General features: G+C 63.0%; 13 protein-coding genes. 3 read left to right on the top strand and 10 right to left on the bottom strand.

Features of this window, described 5'->3' with window-relative positions; translation table 11 throughout:
* Positions 1–103: 103 nt before the first annotated feature.
* The 7 genes from AB4O09_RS11280 to AB4O09_RS11250 all read right to left on the bottom strand — a co-directional run bounded on the left by AB4O09_RS11280 (position 104) and on the right by AB4O09_RS11250 (position 11,291).
* On the bottom strand, positions 104–1,633 hold the full coding sequence (locus AB4O09_RS11280) for a DHA2 family efflux MFS transporter permease subunit (RefSeq protein ID WP_003203669.1): 1,530 nt from the start codon (positions 1,631–1,633) through the stop codon (positions 104–106).
* A gap of 139 nt (positions 1,634–1,772) precedes the next feature.
* Positions 1,773–2,969 (bottom strand): HlyD family secretion protein, encoded by a 1,197-nt coding sequence (locus tag AB4O09_RS11275; protein WP_003203671.1) that lies wholly within the window; start codon positions 2,967–2,969, stop codon positions 1,773–1,775.
* A gap of 15 nt (positions 2,970–2,984) precedes the next feature.
* Positions 2,985–4,454 carry an efflux transporter outer membrane subunit gene (locus tag AB4O09_RS11270; protein ID WP_027913009.1) on the bottom strand — a complete coding sequence of 490 codons (1,470 nt, stop codon included), beginning with the start codon at positions 4,452–4,454 and terminating at the stop codon, positions 2,985–2,987.
* Positions 4,451–4,924, bottom strand: a complete 474-nt coding sequence (locus AB4O09_RS11265) for a MarR family winged helix-turn-helix transcriptional regulator (RefSeq protein ID WP_013693787.1) — start codon at positions 4,922–4,924, stop codon at positions 4,451–4,453. Before AB4O09_RS11265 ends, AB4O09_RS11270 begins: the two co-directional genes overlap by 4 nt.
* Positions 4,925–5,164: 240 nt before the next feature.
* Positions 5,165–8,851: a translocation/assembly module TamB domain-containing protein gene (locus AB4O09_RS11260; protein ID WP_028236730.1), complete on the bottom strand. Its 3,687-nt coding sequence runs from the start codon at positions 8,849–8,851 to the stop codon at positions 5,165–5,167.
* Positions 8,848–10,575, bottom strand: a complete 1,728-nt coding sequence (locus tag AB4O09_RS11255; protein ID WP_003203680.1) for an autotransporter assembly complex protein TamA — start codon at positions 10,573–10,575, stop codon at positions 8,848–8,850. The genes AB4O09_RS11260 and AB4O09_RS11255 overlap by 4 nt, the downstream gene beginning before the upstream one ends.
* A 65-nt stretch (positions 10,576–10,640) precedes the next feature.
* On the bottom strand, positions 10,641–11,291 hold the full coding sequence (locus AB4O09_RS11250; protein ID WP_027913007.1) for a GNAT family N-acetyltransferase: 651 nt from the start codon (positions 11,289–11,291) through the stop codon (positions 10,641–10,643).
* Positions 11,292–11,468: 177 nt separating this feature from the next.
* On the opposite strand from AB4O09_RS11250, the gene xthA reads away from it, so the two are divergent.
* Positions 11,469–12,281: an exodeoxyribonuclease III gene (gene xthA, locus AB4O09_RS11245; protein ID WP_258635923.1), complete on the top strand. Its 813-nt coding sequence runs from the start codon at positions 11,469–11,471 to the stop codon at positions 12,279–12,281.
* 35 nt (positions 12,282–12,316) lie between these two features.
* On the opposite strand, the gene AB4O09_RS11240 is transcribed toward xthA, so the two are convergent.
* Entirely contained in the window at positions 12,317–12,868 is a 552-nt protein-coding gene (locus tag AB4O09_RS11240; RefSeq protein WP_013693791.1) for an ester cyclase, read from the bottom strand.
* Between the two features lie 53 nt (positions 12,869–12,921).
* Positions 12,922–13,935 (bottom strand): polysaccharide deacetylase family protein, encoded by a 1,014-nt coding sequence (locus tag AB4O09_RS11235; RefSeq protein WP_039012630.1) that lies wholly within the window; start codon positions 13,933–13,935, stop codon positions 12,922–12,924.
* Between the two features lie 115 nt (positions 13,936–14,050).
* Here AB4O09_RS11235 and AB4O09_RS11230 point away from each other — a divergent pair, with 115 nt between their 5' ends.
* Together AB4O09_RS11230 and AB4O09_RS11225 are read left to right on the top strand one after the other, a co-directional pair.
* On the top strand, positions 14,051–14,950 hold the full coding sequence (locus AB4O09_RS11230; protein ID WP_013693793.1) for a LysR family transcriptional regulator: 900 nt from the start codon (positions 14,051–14,053) through the stop codon (positions 14,948–14,950).
* Between the two features lie 104 nt (positions 14,951–15,054).
* Entirely contained in the window at positions 15,055–16,380 is a 1,326-nt protein-coding gene (locus AB4O09_RS11225; RefSeq protein WP_085983275.1) for a substrate-binding domain-containing protein, read from the top strand.
* Between the two features lie 601 nt (positions 16,381–16,981).
* Here AB4O09_RS11225 and AB4O09_RS11220 read toward each other — a convergent pair.
* Positions 16,982–18,220: a M20/M25/M40 family metallo-hydrolase gene (locus AB4O09_RS11220; protein ID WP_003203695.1), complete on the bottom strand. Its 1,239-nt coding sequence runs from the start codon at positions 18,218–18,220 to the stop codon at positions 16,982–16,984.
* Between the last annotated feature and the right edge of the window lie 41 nt (positions 18,221–18,261).

Genomic DNA, 18,261 nt, shown 5'->3' with positions numbered 1-18,261 from the left:
CTCGCGATGAACGATGACACGGTCTTGCAGTTGAACCATGTCGCCTGCATCGCGGGCAAGCCTTGCTCCCACAGGTACGCTCCCACAGGGTGTTGTGTGTGGATCAATGCCCCGCCGATGCAGGCCCAGCCTTCGCCGCGAACGGCGGCTTCGCCAGCCACACCAGCACGATCAACCCCATGAACGCCCAACCCAGCAGCGTGAAGTAATCCACGGTGGAGAGCATGTACGCCTGGCTGTTGAGGACCTGCTCGAGCCGGGCATAGGCCGGGGCACTCGCACCACCGAGTTGGTTGAGTGCTTCGCGGGTGGCCGGCTCGAAAGTGCTGATGCTTTCGCTCAGGTAGGCGTGATGCTGGTCGGCCCGGCGGATCCAGATCCAGGTGGTCAGGGACGCGGCAAAGCTGCCACCCAGGGTCCGCAGGAACGTCGCCAGCCCCGCGCCGTCGGCAATCTGGTGCGGCGGCAGGTCCGACATCAGGATGCTCAGGGTCGGCATGAAGAACAGCGCCACGCCGATGCCCATGAACAACTGCACCATCGCAATGTGCTGGAAATCCACCTCGTTGGTGAACCCGGCCCGCATGAAGCAGCTCAGGCCGATGGCCAGGAACGCCAGCCCGGCCAACACGCGCAGGTCGAACCGGTGGGCGTACTTGCCGACGAAAGGCGACATCAGCACCGGCAGGATACCGATGGGCGCCACCGCCAGCCCGGCCCAGGTCGCGGTGTAGCCCATCTGGGTCTGCAACCACTGCGGCAGGATCAGGTTGATGCCGAAGAACCCGGCGTAGCCCCCCACCAGCACAATGGTGCCGATGCGAAAGTTGCGATAGGCGAACAGGCGGAGATTGACCACCGGGTGACGGTCGGTCATTTCCCAGATCACGAACACCGCCAGGGCAATGATCGAAATCAGCGCACCGATGATGATGAAGTTCGACTCGAACCAGTCCAGGTCGTTGCCTTTGTCGAGAATCACCTGGAGCGCGCCAACGCCAATGATCAGCGTGATCAACCCCACGTAATCCATCGGTTGATGGCTGGTGACCACCGGCCGCGCCTTGAGCTGCTGTTGCACCACGAGCGCGGCGAAGACGCCGATGGGCACGTTGATGAAGAAGATCCACGGCCAGCTGTAGCTGTCGGTGATCCAGCCGCCGAGGATCGGCCCGGCAATCGGCGCCACCACCGTGACCATCGCCAGCAACGCCAGGGCCATGCCGCGCCTGGCCGGCGGGTACACGGCAATCAGCAAGGTCTGGGTCATCGGGTACAACGGCCCGGCCACCAGCCCTTGAAGTACACGAAAGCCGATCAGCTCCGGCATCGAGGTGGAAATACCACACAAGAACGACGCGAGCACGAACAGCATCGTCGCCCACAAAAACAGTTTCACCTCGCCAAACCGCCGGCTCAGCCAGCCGGTAAGCGGCAAGGCGATGGCGTTGCTCACCGCGAACGAGGTGATCACCCAAGTGCCCTGCTCCGAGCTGACACCCAGGTTGCCGGAAATAGTCGGCAAGGCAACGTTGGCGATGGTGGTGTCGAGCACTTGCATGAACGTCGCAAGCGACAGCCCGATGGTGCTGAGCAACAGGCTGGGCGGCGTGAAAGACGCGTTATTGCTCATTGCGAAATCCTATGAAGCGAAGGTGGCGAAATCCCTTAGGGCAAGACACAAACCCTGTGGGAGCCAGGCTGTTGGCTGTGTGGGAGCAAAGCCAACAGCCTTGCTCCCACAGGTTTCAGAGGTTGGCCTGCAATTGCGATCAGCGCTGCACGGTCTTGCTCGCCACCGCACTGTTGTCGTGGATCAGGCGGGCGATCATCGCGTCGGCATCGGTCAGCTGCTGGTCGTAGACCTGGGTGCTGAACGAGGCTTTCTGCGGTGGCTGCTGGGCCAGTACCGGGCCGCTCTGGTCGTGCAGGTCGACACTGACCAGGGTCGACAGGCCGACCCGCAGCGGATGCTTGGCCAGCTCCTGGGCATTGATGTGAATGCGCACCGGCACCCGCTGGACGATCTTGATCCAGTTACCGGTGGCGTTCTGCGCCGGCAGCAAGGCAAATGCGCTGCCGGTCCCGGCGCCGAGGCTGTCGATGGTGCCGCTGTACTTCACATCGCTGCCGTACAGGTCGGCTTCGATGTCCACTGGCTGGCCGATGCGCATGTCGCGCAGTTGGGTTTCCTTGAAGTTGGCGTCGATCCACAGCTGATCCAGCGGGATCACCGCCATCAACGCCGTACCCGGCTGCACCCGTTGGCCCAGTTGCACGGTGCGCTTGGCGACATAACCGGTGACGGGTGCGATCAAGGTACTGCGGGCGTTGGCCAGGAAGGCCTGGCGCAGTTGCGCGGCGGCGGACTGCACATCGGGATGGGACGACACCACGGTATCGTCCACCAAGGCGCTGGTGGTCTTGAGCTGTTGCCGGGCATTGGCCAAGGCGTTCTGCGCCGAGGTCAGGTCATCCCGGGCGTGAGACAGTTCCTCCTTGGAAATCGCCCCGCCGGCCGCCAGGTTCTTGCGTCGGCTGTAGTTTTCCTGGGCCTTCTGCACTTCGGCCTCTTGCGCATTGACCTGCGCCCGCATGCCATCGACGTTGCTGTACAAGCCACGCACCTGGCGCACGGTCCGGGCCAGGTTGGCCTGGGCACTTTGCAGCCCGACTTCGGCATCGTTCGGGTCGAACTGCACCAGCACCTGGCCTTCACGCACCAGGTCGCCGTCGTCGGCCCCGATGCTCACCACGGTGCCAGTGACCAGCGGTGTGATCTCCACCACGTTGCCGTTCACATAGGCATCGTCGGTGCTTTCGCTCCAGCGGCCATACAGTTCGTGCCAGGCCCAGACGCCCAGGCCCGAGAGAATGACCAGCAGCGCCAGTGTCAGCAGCATGACCTTGCGCTTGCGTGGGTTGCCGTCCTGCGCATGTTCGGATTGAGTCGTTTCGGCAGTCGCCATGACAAGTACCTCGAATCAGTTATTTGGCGTGGTAGCGGCCGGGGTGGCCGCCGCCAGGGTCTGGGCTTCGAAACCACCGCCCAGGGCCTGCATCAGTTGGATCGACAAATCGATCTGGTCGGCATTCAGGTTCGCCAGTTGGCGCTGGGCCTGGAGCAATTGCTGCTCGATGCTCAGCACGTCCAGGTAATTACCGATGCCCGAGCCGTAGCGCTGGACCACCGTGTCGTAGGAGCTCTGTGCAATATCAGTGGCATGTTGCTGGGCGCCGATCTGGCGAGCGATGTCACGCAATTGGTTGATGGTGTCGCTGACATCGCCAAGGGCCGTGACCAGGCTCTTGTTGTATTGCGCCACCGCCAGGTCGTAATCGGCGTCCCGGGCATCCAGGTCCGCCCGCAAGCGGCCGCCATCGAAGATCGGCAGCGACACCGTCGGCCCAACATTGAAGAAGCGGCTGGCCGAACCGAACATCGCATCGCCCAGCAACGACCGGGTTCCGGCGGCTGCGCTCAAGTTGAGATTGGGGTAGAAGTTGGTCTTGCCAGCCTCGATGTTCTTGCTCGCCGCCTCGACCCGCCAGCGTGCCGCGACCAGGTCCGGACGCCGCCCCAGCAACTCGGCCGGCAAGTTCGATGGCAAGGCGACCGCGCTGGCTTGCAGCACGTTGGGCCGGGGGATTTCATTGCCGCGGTCAGGCCCCTTGCCCAGCAACACCGCCAGGGCGATCTTGGCGCTTTGCAGGCGTTTCTCTGCGTCGATCAGGGTTGCATCGGCGCTGGCTTCCAGGCTTTCGGTCTGCTGGAACTGATATTCGCTGTCGATCCCGGCAGTGAGGCGGCGCTTGCCCAGGTCGAGCATCTGCCGGGTGCGCTTGAGGTCCTCTGAGGCCAGGTCATAAATGATGTGGGCCTGGCCCAGGTCGCTGTAGGCCCGGGCCACGTCGGCGGCCAGGGTCAGTTGCGCGGCCTGGCGATCGATCTCGGCGGCGCGGGCCTGGCCGAGGGCGGCTTCCCAGGTGGCACGCTGGCCGCCCCAGAGGTCGAAGTTGTAATTGAAGTCCACACCTAACGTGCGCAGGGTGCTGTACGCCCCGCCCTGCCCTTGCGGGTCCTGGTCACGGGACAGGCGCGAACGGCTGGCACCACCGCTGGCATCGAGGGTCGGCAGGCGCGCCGCGTTGGCGGCATAGGCGGCGGCACTGGCCTGATGGACCCGGGCGCTGGCGATCTGCATATCCGGGCTATCGCGCAGGGCTTCACGAATCAGGCCATCGAGTTGCGGGTCGCCGAGGCTCTTCCACCAATCGCTTTTCGGCCACGCGGCCTGTGACAGCGTGACACCATTCAGCGATTGCCCAGCCTTGAGGCTCTGGGCCTCCAGGCTGACGCCTTCGGTCTTCAGGCCGCTGTAGCTGGCACAGCCAGCCAGGCTCATGGCCAAGACCACCAGGCTTAATCGGGTACGCAAGGTTCTACGCTTCATTTTTCCCCCATTCGCGACACGGTGATGGGGTCACCGGCGGCGAGCAGAATTTTCTTGAGGATCTGTTCGAGGGTTTGCAGCTCCTCGGGGCTGATGGCGCCGGCCAACTGGTTCATGGCTTCGGCACCGATAAACGGCAGGCGATCGGCGAGGGCCTGGCCGGCTTCAGTCAGCACCAGGCGCACTTGCCGGCGGTCCTGGGCGGAGCGTTCACGGGCCAGGAAACCTTTCTGCTCCAGGCGATCGAGCATCCGCGTCATCGAGCCGCTGTCCAGGGACAGGTAACGACACAGCTCGGCCGGCGTCTCGATGCCGTACTGGGCCATGATGATCAACACCTTGAACTGCGCGGCGGTGATGCCGACAGGTTCCATGTGAGTGTCGATGATCCGATCCTTGAGCAGCGCGGTGCGGCCGAGCAGCATGCCGAGATGGCAATTGTGAAAGTTGTCTGGAGTGAAATGCTTCATCTGACCACCGTTTGCTGCCTAGGCAGTGAATGTATGTCGAGATATTACTGCTTAGGCAGCAAATGTCAATCGAATAGTTAGCTTGCTATTCACATGAAGTGTGTGGGAGCTGGTCCTGTGGGAGCAAGGCTTGCCCGCGATAGCATCACCTCGGTTCGACTGATAGACCGAGTTGCCTATATCGCGGGCAAGCCTTGCTCCCACACAAGCCCGCTCCCACAAAGGGGGGTTCGGGGAAGGTTAGAAATCGCGCTTGTAGAAGATGTCCAGCGAGCTGGCGACGCCGCTCGCGGCTTCGAGGTAGACCTTCTTGCTGAGCTTGTAGCGCAGGGCGATGGTGTTGGCCGGCTCGAACACGCCGACGCCGTAGCGCAGGCTGAGTTTTTCCGACAGGTTGCCGCTGGCGACCACGCTGGTGGCATTGCCGCTGCCCTGGGTGTCGAGCTGGAAATCCTCGATCCCCAGGTTATTGGCCAGGCTGGTGGTCACCCCCGAGCTGCCCATCAACCCCAGGCCCAGCGCCGCCTGGGCGAGCATGTTGTTGTCCTCGCCGGTGGTGCTCAGCGGCCGGCCCAGCACCAGGTAGGACAACGCCTGTTCCTGGCTCATGGCCGGTTCCGAGAAGATTTGCGTGGTCGGTTGTTCGGCGCTGCCGCTCAAGCGGATGCCGGCGATCACGTCGTCGGTCTGGCGGATCGCTTCGATGTCCAGGTAGGGCTGGTCGATGGGCCCGGCGAACAGCAGCCGCGCCCGCCGCACTGTCAGCCGTTGCCCGTAGGCCCGATAACGACCGTCGTTGAGCCAGAGCTCGCCGCGGGTGTCCATGTTGTCGCCGATGTGAACCTGGCCCTGCACGTTGGCGGTCAGGCCGAAACCCGAGAACGCGAGCTTGTCCTGGCCGACGATCACGTCGATGTCCATCGCCATGGCCAGCGGCGCCTTGCCCTCTTCGGTCTGGTGGCCGACGATCACCGTGTCATCCGAAACCTTGACGGTGGACGGCGGCAGTTCGCGGATGGTGATCTCGCCTTTGGGCACCAGGACCTTGCCGGCAATGGAAAGCCGCTCACCGTGCATGGTGATGTTCAGGTCGGGCGCCACGTCGAGCACCGCATAAGGCTCGACGGTGACTGGCAGTTGCGAACCCTTGAGGGCCAGGTTCATGGTCAGGACGTCGCCCCAGCCGATGTTGCCGTTCAGGCTGCCCTGCCCGCTCTTGCCACTTTTCCAATTGCCATTGAGCTGCACCGCTTCGCCGGTAATCGCTGCCCGCATCTGCAAGGCTTCAAGGCTGACCGGCAGTTCCGGGCCAGACACTTCACCGTCGCTGAGCACCAGGTTGCCGTTGACCTGGGGCGCAAGCAGACCACCAGACAAGGTTCCGCTGCCGTTCAGGTGACCGGTGAGGGTTTCCACCATCGGCACGAATGGCCGCGCCACGGACAGGTCCAGGCCGGTCAGGCGGAACGAGCCGCTGACGGGTTTGCTGGCCGGTATGGGGTTGATTTGTGCCTGGAGCATCAGTTCGCCGAGCCTGGCGCCGACGAAATTCAGGTCGGTGTCGATGCGCTTGGGGGTCAGGCGGCTGTTGAGCGTCAGGGTCTGGTAGGGGAAGTCCAGCCATTGCGCCTTATCGCCCTCCTTGTCCCGAATCCGTAAAGTACCGCCGCTGGCGTCCACCAGGATCCGGCCATTCGGACCGCTGGCCGGCAGGTCCAGTTGCAGGTCCGCGTTGAGCCGGCCCTGCCAGGCAAAATCCTTGGGCATCCACTGGGCCAGGCTTTCGATGGGGAATTGCTTGAGGTGATAGCGCAACTTCGGTTCCGGCATCAGCCGCTGGTCCTCACCGCACAGGCTGGCCTCGCCTGAACGCCAGCAATGCGCGCCGACGTTGAGCGTGCCATCGGCCAGGCGCTCCAGTTTAGCCGGGGCTTGCAGGCGCCAGGCTTGACCGCCGGCCTGCACGTCGCCGCTGGCCAGGCGCCCGCGCCAATTGCCTTGGTCGAGCGCGCCATCGAGTGCCAGGGTCGTGTCGAGCTGCGGCCCTTGCAAGTCGAGGTTGAGTGCTTGCCGTTTGATGTCGCCCTGTCCGCTGACCGTCAGCACGCCCAGTGACGTTTCGCCGGCGCGGATACCGCTGGCCTTGAGGTCGAGCTTGCCGCGCTGGGCGCTGTCGAGGATCGCATCCAGGTTCAGGCTTTGCAGGCGGTTGTCCTGGAAGGCCAGTTGCGTGCCTTGCAGGCCGAGCTTGCCTTGGGGGGCTTTGAGCGTGCCGGCCACGTCGACACGGCCGACGACTTGGCCGCGCAATTGCGGCCAGAGCTGAGCCAGGCGTGCGAGCTTGATGTCGATCTGGCCGGTCAGCTTCTCTTGCAGGCTGCCGCTGCCGTTGATGCGGTTATCCCCCAGGCGAATATCCAGCGCGCTGAGCTTCCACTGCTCGCCAGCGCCGCTGGCCTTGGCCTGGAACACCGCGGGCTGGCCACGCAGTTTGCCCTTGAGGTCCAGGTCCGCGTCGAGATCGAGGCGATCGTTCTTCATCATCCCTTTGCTGCGCAACGGCCCGGCCAGGGTCCCGGGCAGTTCGCCAAGCCAATACGCCGGGTTGATGGCCGACAGTTGCAGCGCCGTGTCCCAGGCAATGCCCTCGACAAATTGCAGGCTCAGGTGCCCTTCGGCCTTGCCCTGCCCCGCCGCGAGCTTGAGCTGCGGCAAATGGATTTGCGTCAGGTCGCCACTGAACGGGCTGCCCAGGCTGAAGGCCCCGGCGGGTCCGTCCAGCGCGGCCTGGAAGTTGCCCAGGTATTGGCCATCGGTGTAGGAGACTTCGCCGTCGAAGCTGCGCAGCGTCACCTGTGGCTCGTCGATCAGCGGATAGAGGCGATGCCAGGGGAAATCCAGCCAGGCGACTTTCGCCTCGGCGCGCAGGCCTTCGCGCCAGTCCAATTGGCCGCTGAGTTTCAGGCTTTGCTGATCGCCGGCATCCAGATCCAGGCCGGCGATCTGCGCGCCGTTGGCGTCCACCGTGCCTTGCAGCAACAACGCCACCGGCCCTTTTTCGGCGGGCAGCGTCGCCTTGCCGAGCAGTTGATAGCCGTTTTTCAGATCGCCTTCGCCGGTCAATTCCAGTTGATTGAGCAACAACGTGTCGGGCAAATCGGCACTGGCCTTGAAGCCGTCGGCGGTGATGCGCACCTTGGCGGGCAGGTTGTCCGCCAACGGTTGCAGCTCACCGCTCAACTGGCCTTGCAGGTAACCGCTGCTGTCGGCCTTGAGGTTGAGGGTCTTGAGCAGGTTGCCGTCGACTTTCAGGTCCAGGGCCCAGGGCGTTGCGCCCGGCGCCGGCAAGGTCAACCGGCCCTCGGCGTTCAACGGCCAGTCGCCGCCCGGCTTCAGCAGACCGGAGAGTTTCAGGCTCAGCTCATCGCGCTGCAACTGCACCGAATCGATCTGCATGCCCGCGGCGGTCCAGTGGGCAACCAATTGCAGGCCCTTGAACTGCTCGCTGCCGTTGAACGACAGGCTGCCGACCTGCACGTCGCCCAGTTCGATGGCGAGTGGCAAATCCAGGTCCGGCAAGCTGATCGCGCCGCTGCTCGGCTCATCGGCAGAGGCTGGCAATTGCAAGGCGACCTGGTCGGCCTTGAGCTGTTCGATGCACAAGGTCATGCGTGCCAGGCACAGCGGGGACCAGGCGAATATCAGCCGATCCACCTCCACCCGACTGGCGTCCTGCTGCCACAGCAGGTGATCGACGCTCCACTGCCCGCCCAGCCGGCCCTGGAAATTCTCCACGGTCAGCCCCGGCACCAGGCCGAGGGCCCAGCGGCTGCCGAACGTCGTGCCCAGCACAACGCTCAAGGCCAGCACGAGCGCCACCAGCACCCCGGCGAGCGCCAGCAGCGTTATCTTCAAACCACGCGTCACAGCTCAGGCCCCATGGAAAAGTGCAAGCGGATACCACCGTCGTCGTCCATCGCATGGGCCAGGTCGAGGCGGATCGGACCCACCGGCGAAACCCAGCGCACGCCGACGCCCACGCCGGTCTTGAGGCTCGGCAGTTCAAGGCTGTTGAACGAGTTGCCCTGGTCGATGAACGTCGCCACCCGCCATTTTTCCGCGATTGAATATTGATACTCGAGGCTGCCGGCGACCATGTAGCGACCACCGATACGGTCGCCCTCGGCGTTTTCCGGCGACAGGCTCTGGTAGTCGTAACCCCGCACGCTCTGGTCGCCACCAGCAAAAAAGCGCAGGGACGGCGGGATGGATTTGTAGCCATTGGTGGCGCTGCCGCCGATCTGCGCACGCGCCAGCAAACGATGCTTGTCGAACACCGTGGTCAGGCCCTTGACCATGGCGGTGCCGTATAAAAGGTTGTTGTCCGAGCCGAGCCCTTCCTTGGCGACCTTGGTGTCGAACTGCAAGCGGTAACCGTTGTGCGGATCGATGCGGTTGTCGCTGCGCAGGTAGGAATAGCTGAGGCCCGGCATCAGCAGTGTGCTCAGGCCCGCATCGTCGCCGAGGCGATATTCCTCGCGCTGCCACTTGAGCGACACCACCCGCTGCCAGCCGCTGGGCAACTTGCTGTGCCATTCCGGGCCCACGGTGAGCAGTTTGCTGAGGCTGTCGGTGCCGGCCAGTTCTTCATATTGATAACCGCCGGCGTAACGTATCTTGTCGGTCAGCGGCGGATCCAGCGGCACGTCGTACCACAGGCCGACGTTCTGCCGGGGCGCCGACACTTCCGCTTCCCAGCCATAACTGTGGCCCTGGGGGTTGACCCAGTGACGCGTCCAATTGGCTTTGACCCGTGGGCCGACATCGGTGGAAAAACCCAGGCCCAGGCCCATGGTGCGCGGCTTGCGCGTGTCGAGCTTGACCGCCACCGGGATCACGTTGTCAGTGGCCGCCGTCGGTGCGGCATCCACCCGGACGCCTTCGAAATAACCGCTCGATTGCAGGGCCTGGTTGAGCTCTGCAATGAGTTCGGAGTCGTACGCCGTGCCGGCCTTGAACGGCACCATGCGCTGCAGCAGATCTTCGTCGAACGGCGTATCACCCTCAAAACTCACCGGGCCCAAGGCATAGCGCGGGCCGCTGTCGTAAATCAGTTCGATGTCGGCAATGCCCGCCTGGGGGTCAACCAACAGCTTCTGCTGGGTGAAACGCCCGCTGAAAAAACCATAGCGCGAGGCCTGGTTCTGGATGATTCGCTTGGCGTCTTCGTAGCGCCCATGGTTGAGCACCGCGCCGGGCTTGAGGGCGGCGTTGCTGGGTACGCGAAAGGCTTTGAGCGATGCCGCCGGGCCATCAATGCGCACGGTGACGTTGCGCAAATGCACAGGCTCGCCGGGGTCGATGGTCAGCACCAGGCGTGGGTCCTTGCCGCCCTTGACCTCACTGTCGATCTGCGGCTGGTAGTAGCCCAACGCCTGGGCGGCCTTGCGCGCCTGCTCCTCGGCACCACGGCTGAAGCGCAGCAAGGCCTCCTCGTCACGATCACCCACGCCGCCGATGTAACCTTCTACGTTGGCCTTGAGTTCATCGTTGGACGGCTTGACCCGTACTTCCAATTCGCTGTTTGCCAGCGCTGCGCAACTGAGAGACAGCAGGAGCGCGCCACTGGTCATTCTTCCTGGGAGGTTCATGGCGCGGATGCTATCACGAGCGTAGGTGCTTGATAGAGCCGGACATTTCGCAAAAGTTCGCCAGACTATGCCGTTGCGCTTTGCAGGACCTGCGGGTTGGCGTGGAAGAACACATGCTCGCGGATCGGTCCTACCGCCACTTCACCGATTTCCTCGTAACCCTGGCGTTTATAAAACTCAAGGTAACGTGGGTTGCCGGTGTCCAGCACCACGCCCTGGGAATGCTCGTCCACCGCACACCAGTTATGAACCGCTTCGAGCAACTGTTCGCCGAAATGCTTGCCCTGGAACTGTGGATGCACCCCCAGCAGCGGCAATACATGGACCGCATCCGACGGCAGGCAGGCCAGCACCGCCGCGTGGTATTCCAGGTAGCGCCGGGTGCAACGAAAACCAGTGCTCAAGACCATGCGCAGGCGCCAGGCCCAGCTTTCGGTGATGCCCAGGCGCCGCTGCGGCGGGGCGATCAGGGCGATGCCAATCAGGCGGTCGTTGACCAGCAAGCCGATGGCCGGCAGGTCCTGGAGAAAATGCTGCTTGACCAGCTCACGCACCGTGGCCCGTACCCGCTGTTCATAACCGGGACGCTCGGATTCGAACAGGTAGCTGAAAGTCGGCTCGTGGCGATAGGCCTGGTACAGCAACGAACGGGCTTCACGGGAATAACCACTGTCGAGCATATGGATGTCGGCGATGGCGGTGACGGTTTCAGGCATGACGGTAGTTCTCCTGGGGCGAGGCTCGATGAGGCCCTGCTCTTATTGAGTACGAACCCGATTGGGTTGCGATCGTTCCTACACCCACAGGACATTAGCAGCGCATTTGTCCTACTGCCACGCTGGCCGTGTTCCGACATGTCAGCTAGCATCGCAGTTTTGCCAGGACAGCCGACCATGAAGATCGTCTCCTTCAACATCAACGGGCTGCGCGCCCGCCCCCATCAGTTGGCGGCGCTGATCGAGAAGCACCAGCCGGACGTGATCGGGCTGCAGGAAACCAAGGTCCACGACGAACAATTCCCCCTGGCCGAGGTGCAGGCCCTGGGCTACCACGTGCATTACCACGGGCAAAAGGGCCATTACGGCGTCGCCCTGCTCTCCCGCCAGGCGCCACTGAGCCTGTACAAGGGCTTCGAGGGCGACGACGAGGATGCCCAGCGGCGCTTCATCTGGGGCTCCTTCGCCGATGCCAACGGCGTGCCGGTGACCATCATGAACGGTTATTTCCCACAAGGTGAAAGCCGCGACCACCCGACCAAATTCCCGGCCAAGGAACGTTTCTACAGCGATTTGCAGCAACTGCTGGAAAGCCGCTTCAGCAACGACCAGCCGGTGGTGGTGATGGGCGACGTGAACATTTCCCCGGAAGACTGCGACATCGGCATCGGCCCGGACAACATGAAGCGCTGGCTGAAAACCGGCAAATGCAGCTTCCTGCCGGAAGAACGCGAATGGATGGCCCGCCTGAAGAACTGGGGCCTGGTGGACAGCTTCCGCCACCTGAACCCGGACGTCACCGACCGCTTCAGCTGGTTCGACTACCGCAGCCGCGGTTTCGAGGACGAGCCCAAGCGCGGCCTGCGCATCGACCTGATCCTCACCTCCCACGGCCTGCTGCCACGGGTCAAGGACGCCGGCGTGGACTACGAACTGCGGGGCATGGAAAAACCGTCGGACCATGCGCCGATCTGGTTGCAGTTGAGCTGATCAGCAAAACGGCTCGCCAAAGGCGAGCCTGTCTGTCAGAGAGCACCCAGCTGTTTGAACAGGCTCAAGTTGTCCTCGATGTGCCAGTTGGCGACAATTTTTCCTTGGTCCACCTGATAGATATCCGTCGCGATGAACTCCACGGGTTGGCCCTGGCCCCGGAGCTGGTCAAAGGTGCCGGTGAAATGGCCGCGAAAGCGCAGGTGCACCACGACCCGATCCCCCACCACCAACATCTGTTCCACGACACAACTGAGATCCGGCACTGCGCCACGGAAGGCTCGAGACGCCAGTAACGGTCCTTCCGGGCCTTGCTTGCGCCCGGCAGGTGGCGTCTTGTCGATGAAGCCAGGCGCCAGGGCTTCGCGGGCCAGCGCTTCGTCTCCGGTGTGCCAGAACGTGTCATAACGCCGGGCCGCGAGGATCATGGCGGACGCCTGCCGCGCCGACAGGCTCTGGTCGACAATCAGACTCTGGGGCGCCACGAGCGCATCGGTGGCGGCCGAGGCCCCCAGCGACAGGCCCAGGGCCAGGGAAAAACCGGCCAGGCGCAAGCCGCCAGGCAGGGCAAGGAATGAGAACGGCATGGTAGGTTCCTTCGGGTCGATCAAGGGCCGGGGCCCGGTTTTGTAAAAAGGCTTCAGAGCGTTTCGGCTTCACGCACCGACAGCGCACTGGCGAGGGTGTAGCGGGCAATATCGTCCTTGCGCATGAACGTCACGCCCGGGTGGCTTTTGGCGTAACGCAGGAACTCATCCCAGACCCGCACCATTTGCGGCGTGCCGCTGATACGGTCATGGGCGCTGATCGACATCATTCGCCGCCGTGTGCCGGCTTCTTCGTAGAGTTGGTCGAAATCGAGCTTTACCTGCTCCAGGAAGGCCTGGGGCGAATAATGCCGGCCTTCGATCAGCACGATGTCGTTATTGCGCAATGTGTAGGGGACCACTGCGAAGTCCTTGCCATTGACCGATTCGATGAAGGGCTCGTCGCGACTGACGTCATCGATGTGGTAGAGGTAGCCCAGCTCCTGCAGCAACGCCAGGGTATTGGGCCCCCGGCGCAACCAGTTGCAGTTGTAACCGGTGACCGGCTGCCCGGTGACCTCCTGCACCATCTGGGCGGCCTGGCGCAGGAACGTCCGTTCCTCCTCGCGACTCATCGCAAACTGCGAACTCCAACGCGGGCCATGGCCGGCCGCTTCGTGACCGCGCGCAACAATCTCCCGTGCCAGGGACGGCTGGCGCCGCGCCGCTTCGCCGATCATATGGGACGTGACCTTGACGTCATGGCGGTCCCACAAATCCAGCATGCGTGGGATACCTTCCCGATAGCCGTAGGCAAACCAGGTATTGGTCGCCGGATCGGAGGGGACACCGTCAGGGAAATCCACTGGGGGAAACGGGCTGTCGGTCCCCTTGGGCGGTTGCCCTCCGGCTTCGAATTGCATGGAAATCGAAATCACCAAGCGGGTGTCGCCCGGCCAGAAGCCACTCCTGGAAACGCCGACGGCTTTTGTCGAGATACCGGCCTGCGCCGAGCCCGTCGTCAAAAGGTCCCCCGCCGCCAGCAACGCAGCACCAGCGCTCGCCTGGGCCAGGAAGGTCCTGCGTTCGGGGTTGTGAGTAGCATCGGGTACCTCGGAAATGGCCATGGCGGACTCCTGGAAAAAACACTGAAGTGCAATCGTCTGAGGCACTAAGGTATGCCTTGCGTGTTTTCCTGATAATTGATCCACTGGCGAAAATACATTTCGGAATTACCGAATAATGTTCCTGAAGAACCTCGAGCTTTTTCTACTCATCGTTGAGAAAGGTGGACTCTCTGCTGCCGGCCGGGAGGTGGGGCTGTCCCCCGCTTCGGTCTCGGAACGGCTCGCCACCCTGGAAACCTACTACGGCGCCACCCTGCTCAATCGCACCACGCGTGCGATCAGCCTGACCGACGAAGGCAAGTTGCTGGTCGAAGGGGCCCGCCGGTTACTGGCCGAAGCCGGCGAGTTGCACAGCAGCATTCGCGCCGGCACCCAAACCCTCAGCGGGCCGATTCGCATGAGTGCCCCGCAAGATTTGGGACGCCAATACATCGACCCCATCCTGTCGCGATTTCTCGATGAGCATCCAGATGTCAGCCTGGATTTGGACCTGGGCGACGGCTACGTGGACCTGGTCAGCCAGGGGCTCGATTTTGCCATTCGCTATGGCGCCTTGGCCGACAGCTCACTGCGCGCCAGGCCCTTGGGGGAAAACCGTCGCGTGGTCTGTGCCGCGCCCACTTATCTGGCGCGTCATGGCACGCCAACGCACCCCACCGAACTGACCCGACACGAATGCCTGGTGATGCGCCTGGGCATCAATACGGCGCGGGAATGGACCTTCAGCCGACGCGGCGAGGTGCATCGCGTGTTGGTCCAGGGTCGGCGAATCGCCAATGACGGCGGCCTCGTACGCCAGTGGTGCCTGGAGGGACACGGCATCAGTCTCAAGTCGATCTGGGATGTGCGCGACGATCTCAAGAGCGGGCGGTTGGTGGAGTTACTCCCGGAGTTCACGGCCGGCAGCACGCTACTGCAGATCGTCTACCCGACTGCCCGCGTCCAACCCAAGCGCGTGAGGGCGTTGATCGAACATCTGGTGACCGAGCTGGCAGCAATGGAGTCCGGCGCTTAAGAACGCAATCGCCCTGTCATCGTTTAGTCATCTGCCTGACTTATTCTCCCGGCACTTCCCTGGGTTCTGAAGGTGTCGGCATGCGTCTGTGCGTGGTCTGGATAATGGCGTTGTGGCTGCCGTTGGCGATCTGCGCTGAACGCGAGCCTGTTCCCGGCTTGCCTCTTCCAGAATCCGGCCCGGCCCTGCGCCTTCAAGGCTCCAATACCATAGGGGCAACGCTCGGCCCGGCGCTGGTCAAAGGGCTGATGGAAAGCCAGGGGCTGCTCAAAGTGAGCGCCGAAATCACCGGCACGGACAATGAGCAGCGGATCGTCGGCCAGACCACTGACGGTCGGCGAGTGGAAATCGACATTGCCGCCCACGGCTCCAGCACCGGTTTCGCCGCCCTCAAGCAGGGCAACGCCGACCTGGCCGCCTCTTCACGACCGATCAAGGACAGTGAGCTGAAGGAACTGTCGTCCCTGGGCGACCTGAAAAGTCCCACCGCCGAGCAGGTCATCGCCATTGATGGCCTGGCGATTATTCTTCATCCGCAGAACCCATTGCGTCAGCTCGATACCGTGCAACTGGCGCGGATATTCAGTGGCGAGGCGAAAACCTGGGAAGCCGTGGGCGGTGCTGGCGGGCCGATTCATCTTTATGCCCGGGATGAACAGTCCGGCACCTACGACACCTTCAAGGAACTGGTCCTCAGCCGACAGGGAAAACGGCTGGATCCTACAGCACGGCGCTTCGAATCCAGCGAACAGTTGTCCGACGCTGTCAGCCAGGACCCGCAAGGCATCGGCTTCATCGGTTTGCCCTATGTGCGCCAGGCCAAGGCACTGGCGATTGTCGACGGTGATTCCCAACCCATGTTGCCGTTGAACAACCTGATCGCCACCGAGGACTACCCCTTGTCCCGGCGCCTGTTCTTTTATTTGCCACCCCAGGCGACCAACCCGTGGGCCGAGGCGCTGGTGGCGTTCACCCAAAGCGAGCAGGGCCAGACCATCGTCGCGGCCAATGGATTCATCGCCCAAACCGTCCAGGCCATGGCCGTCACGCCGAATGCATTGATGCCCGAGGGTTACCAGGCCCTGAGCCGCCACGCCCAACGCTTGACCGTGAACTTCCGCTTCGAAGAAGGTAGCGCCAGCCTGGACAACAAGGCCCACCAGGACCTGGGCCGCGTGCTCGACTATATAAAGCAGCATGGCAAAACCGACCGGCGTGTGACCCTGGTGGGGTTTGGCGACGCCAAGGACGACCCGGCGCGGGCCGACCTTCTGTCAAAACTGCGGGCCATGGCGGTGCGGCGCGAACTGGTCAAATACGGCGTGGCGCTGCGAGAGGTACGGGGGTTCGGCGCATTGATGCCGGTGGCGGCCAACAGCGAGGATGCAGGACGGGTCAGGAATCGACGGGTTGAGGTTTGGGTCTACTGAACCAGGTCAAACGGCGCAACACAAATCCCTGTGGGAGCAAAGCTTGCTCGCGATGCAGACACCTCGGTTCGCCAGGAGACCGCGTCATCTTCATCGCGGGCAAGCCTTGCTCCCACAGCGGGACGCTGCGACATTTCGCTAAATTCCCTCACTACAAAAGCCTGGATGTTTATCACATTAGCCTCGGGGTAGGACCGAGCCACATCGTCTTGCGCCGTTACCTACAACTACGCCAGAATCCGCCGGCTTGCGCGCCTTGAGGCCAGGGCTTTATCGTTTCCGGGTCGCTGACGAATCAGCAATCGGGTTTGGTAGCCCGGGTAAAACTAAGGCGCACGGCTCCGGCATATTTATTATGGCGGCTGTGCGCGGGGCGCCCTTGTGGCGCGCTGGGTTTGCCTTGGTACCCGGTCTACCAACCTGCGTATAGCCGCCACCGAACGATCGAAGCGGCGCAACACAAATCCCAGTGGGAGCAAAGCTTGCTCGCGATGCAGGCGCCTCGGTTCCCCAGGAGACCGCGTCATCTTCATCGCGGGTAAGCCTTGCTTCCACAGCGGGACGGTGCGATGTTTCGATCCTTTAAAAAATGGGCAGCGCTTTACCGCCCCGCCAACTCCATGATCATCCGCGACAACAGATAAATCCTTGGCACCACACTCTCGACTTCGGCGTATTCCTCCGGCGTATGGATGTTGCCGCCAACAATGCCAAAGCCATCCAGCGTCGGCGTACCAACCCCGGCCGACAGGCTGGCATCCGCCGCCCCACCGCTACCTTCTTCAGTGAGTTTGCGCCCCAGTTCGCCATAGATGCCTTGGGCCATGGCCATCAACCGGTCCGACTCCGCCGTCTGCGGCATCGGTGGCAAGCCACGCTTGAGGCTGGTGGTGACTTCGGTGTCGGCGATCAACTTGTCCTGCGACACCCGGGCCAGGTCTTTTTCGATGCGGTCGAACTCTTCCGGCACCGCTGCCCGCACATCCGCCTTGGCGCTCGCCTGGTCGGGAATCACGTTGGTCCGGTCGCCGGCCTTGATCACCGTGAAGTTGATGGTGGTTTTCTTTTCCGCGTCGCCGAGCTTGCCCAGTTGCAAGATCTGATGCGCGGCTTCCATCGCCGCATTGCGCCCCAACTCCGGCGCGACACCGGCGTGAGACGCCTTGCCCTTGACCTCCACCAGCGCCGTGGCACTGCCCTTGCGCCACACCACCAGACCATCGGCCGGGCGCCCCGGCTCGAGGTTGAGCGTCACGTCATGGGCCTTGGCGGTTTTCTTGATCAGGTCGGTGGCGGCGTCCGAACCGGTTTCTTCGCTGGCGTCGAGCAGGAAAGTAATCTGCGCGTAGTTCTTGAAGTCCAGGTTCTTGAGCACCTTCAAGGCGTAGATCCCGGCGACGATGCCGCCCTTGTCATCCATCACCCCCGGCCCGTAGGCCCGGCCGTTCTTGATATGGAAGGGACGCTCGGCGGCCGAACCTTCCTTGAACACCGTGTCCATGTGCGCCATCAGCAGGATTTTTGCCTTGCCGGTGCCCTTGAGGGTCGCCAGGATGTGCTGGGTGCCGTCCGAGTTAGGCACCTTTTCGATGGTGGCGCCCAACTTCTGCAATTCATCGATGGCAATGTCACCGACCTGGGTCAGCCCCGGCACATAGCCTGAGCCGGAGTCGATGTTCACCAAGCGTTCGAGCAGTTTCAGGGCCTCGCCCTTGTACTGTTCGGCGTCGCTCAGGACTTGTTGATGGGGCTGCGCGAAAGCAACGGGAGCAAAGGCGCCGAGGGCCAGGCTCAGGCCAAGACTGACGGCCAGACGGGAGCGAAGAGCGGTCATCATCATGATTTCATCCTTGTTCCGTATCGAAAGAGTGCCAGAGGCAC

The sequence above is a fragment of the Pseudomonas sp. H1_F01 genome (assembly GCF_054681425.1).
Note: the sequence above shows the minus strand (reverse complement) of the source record. Positions and strands in the feature narration are given on the sequence as shown.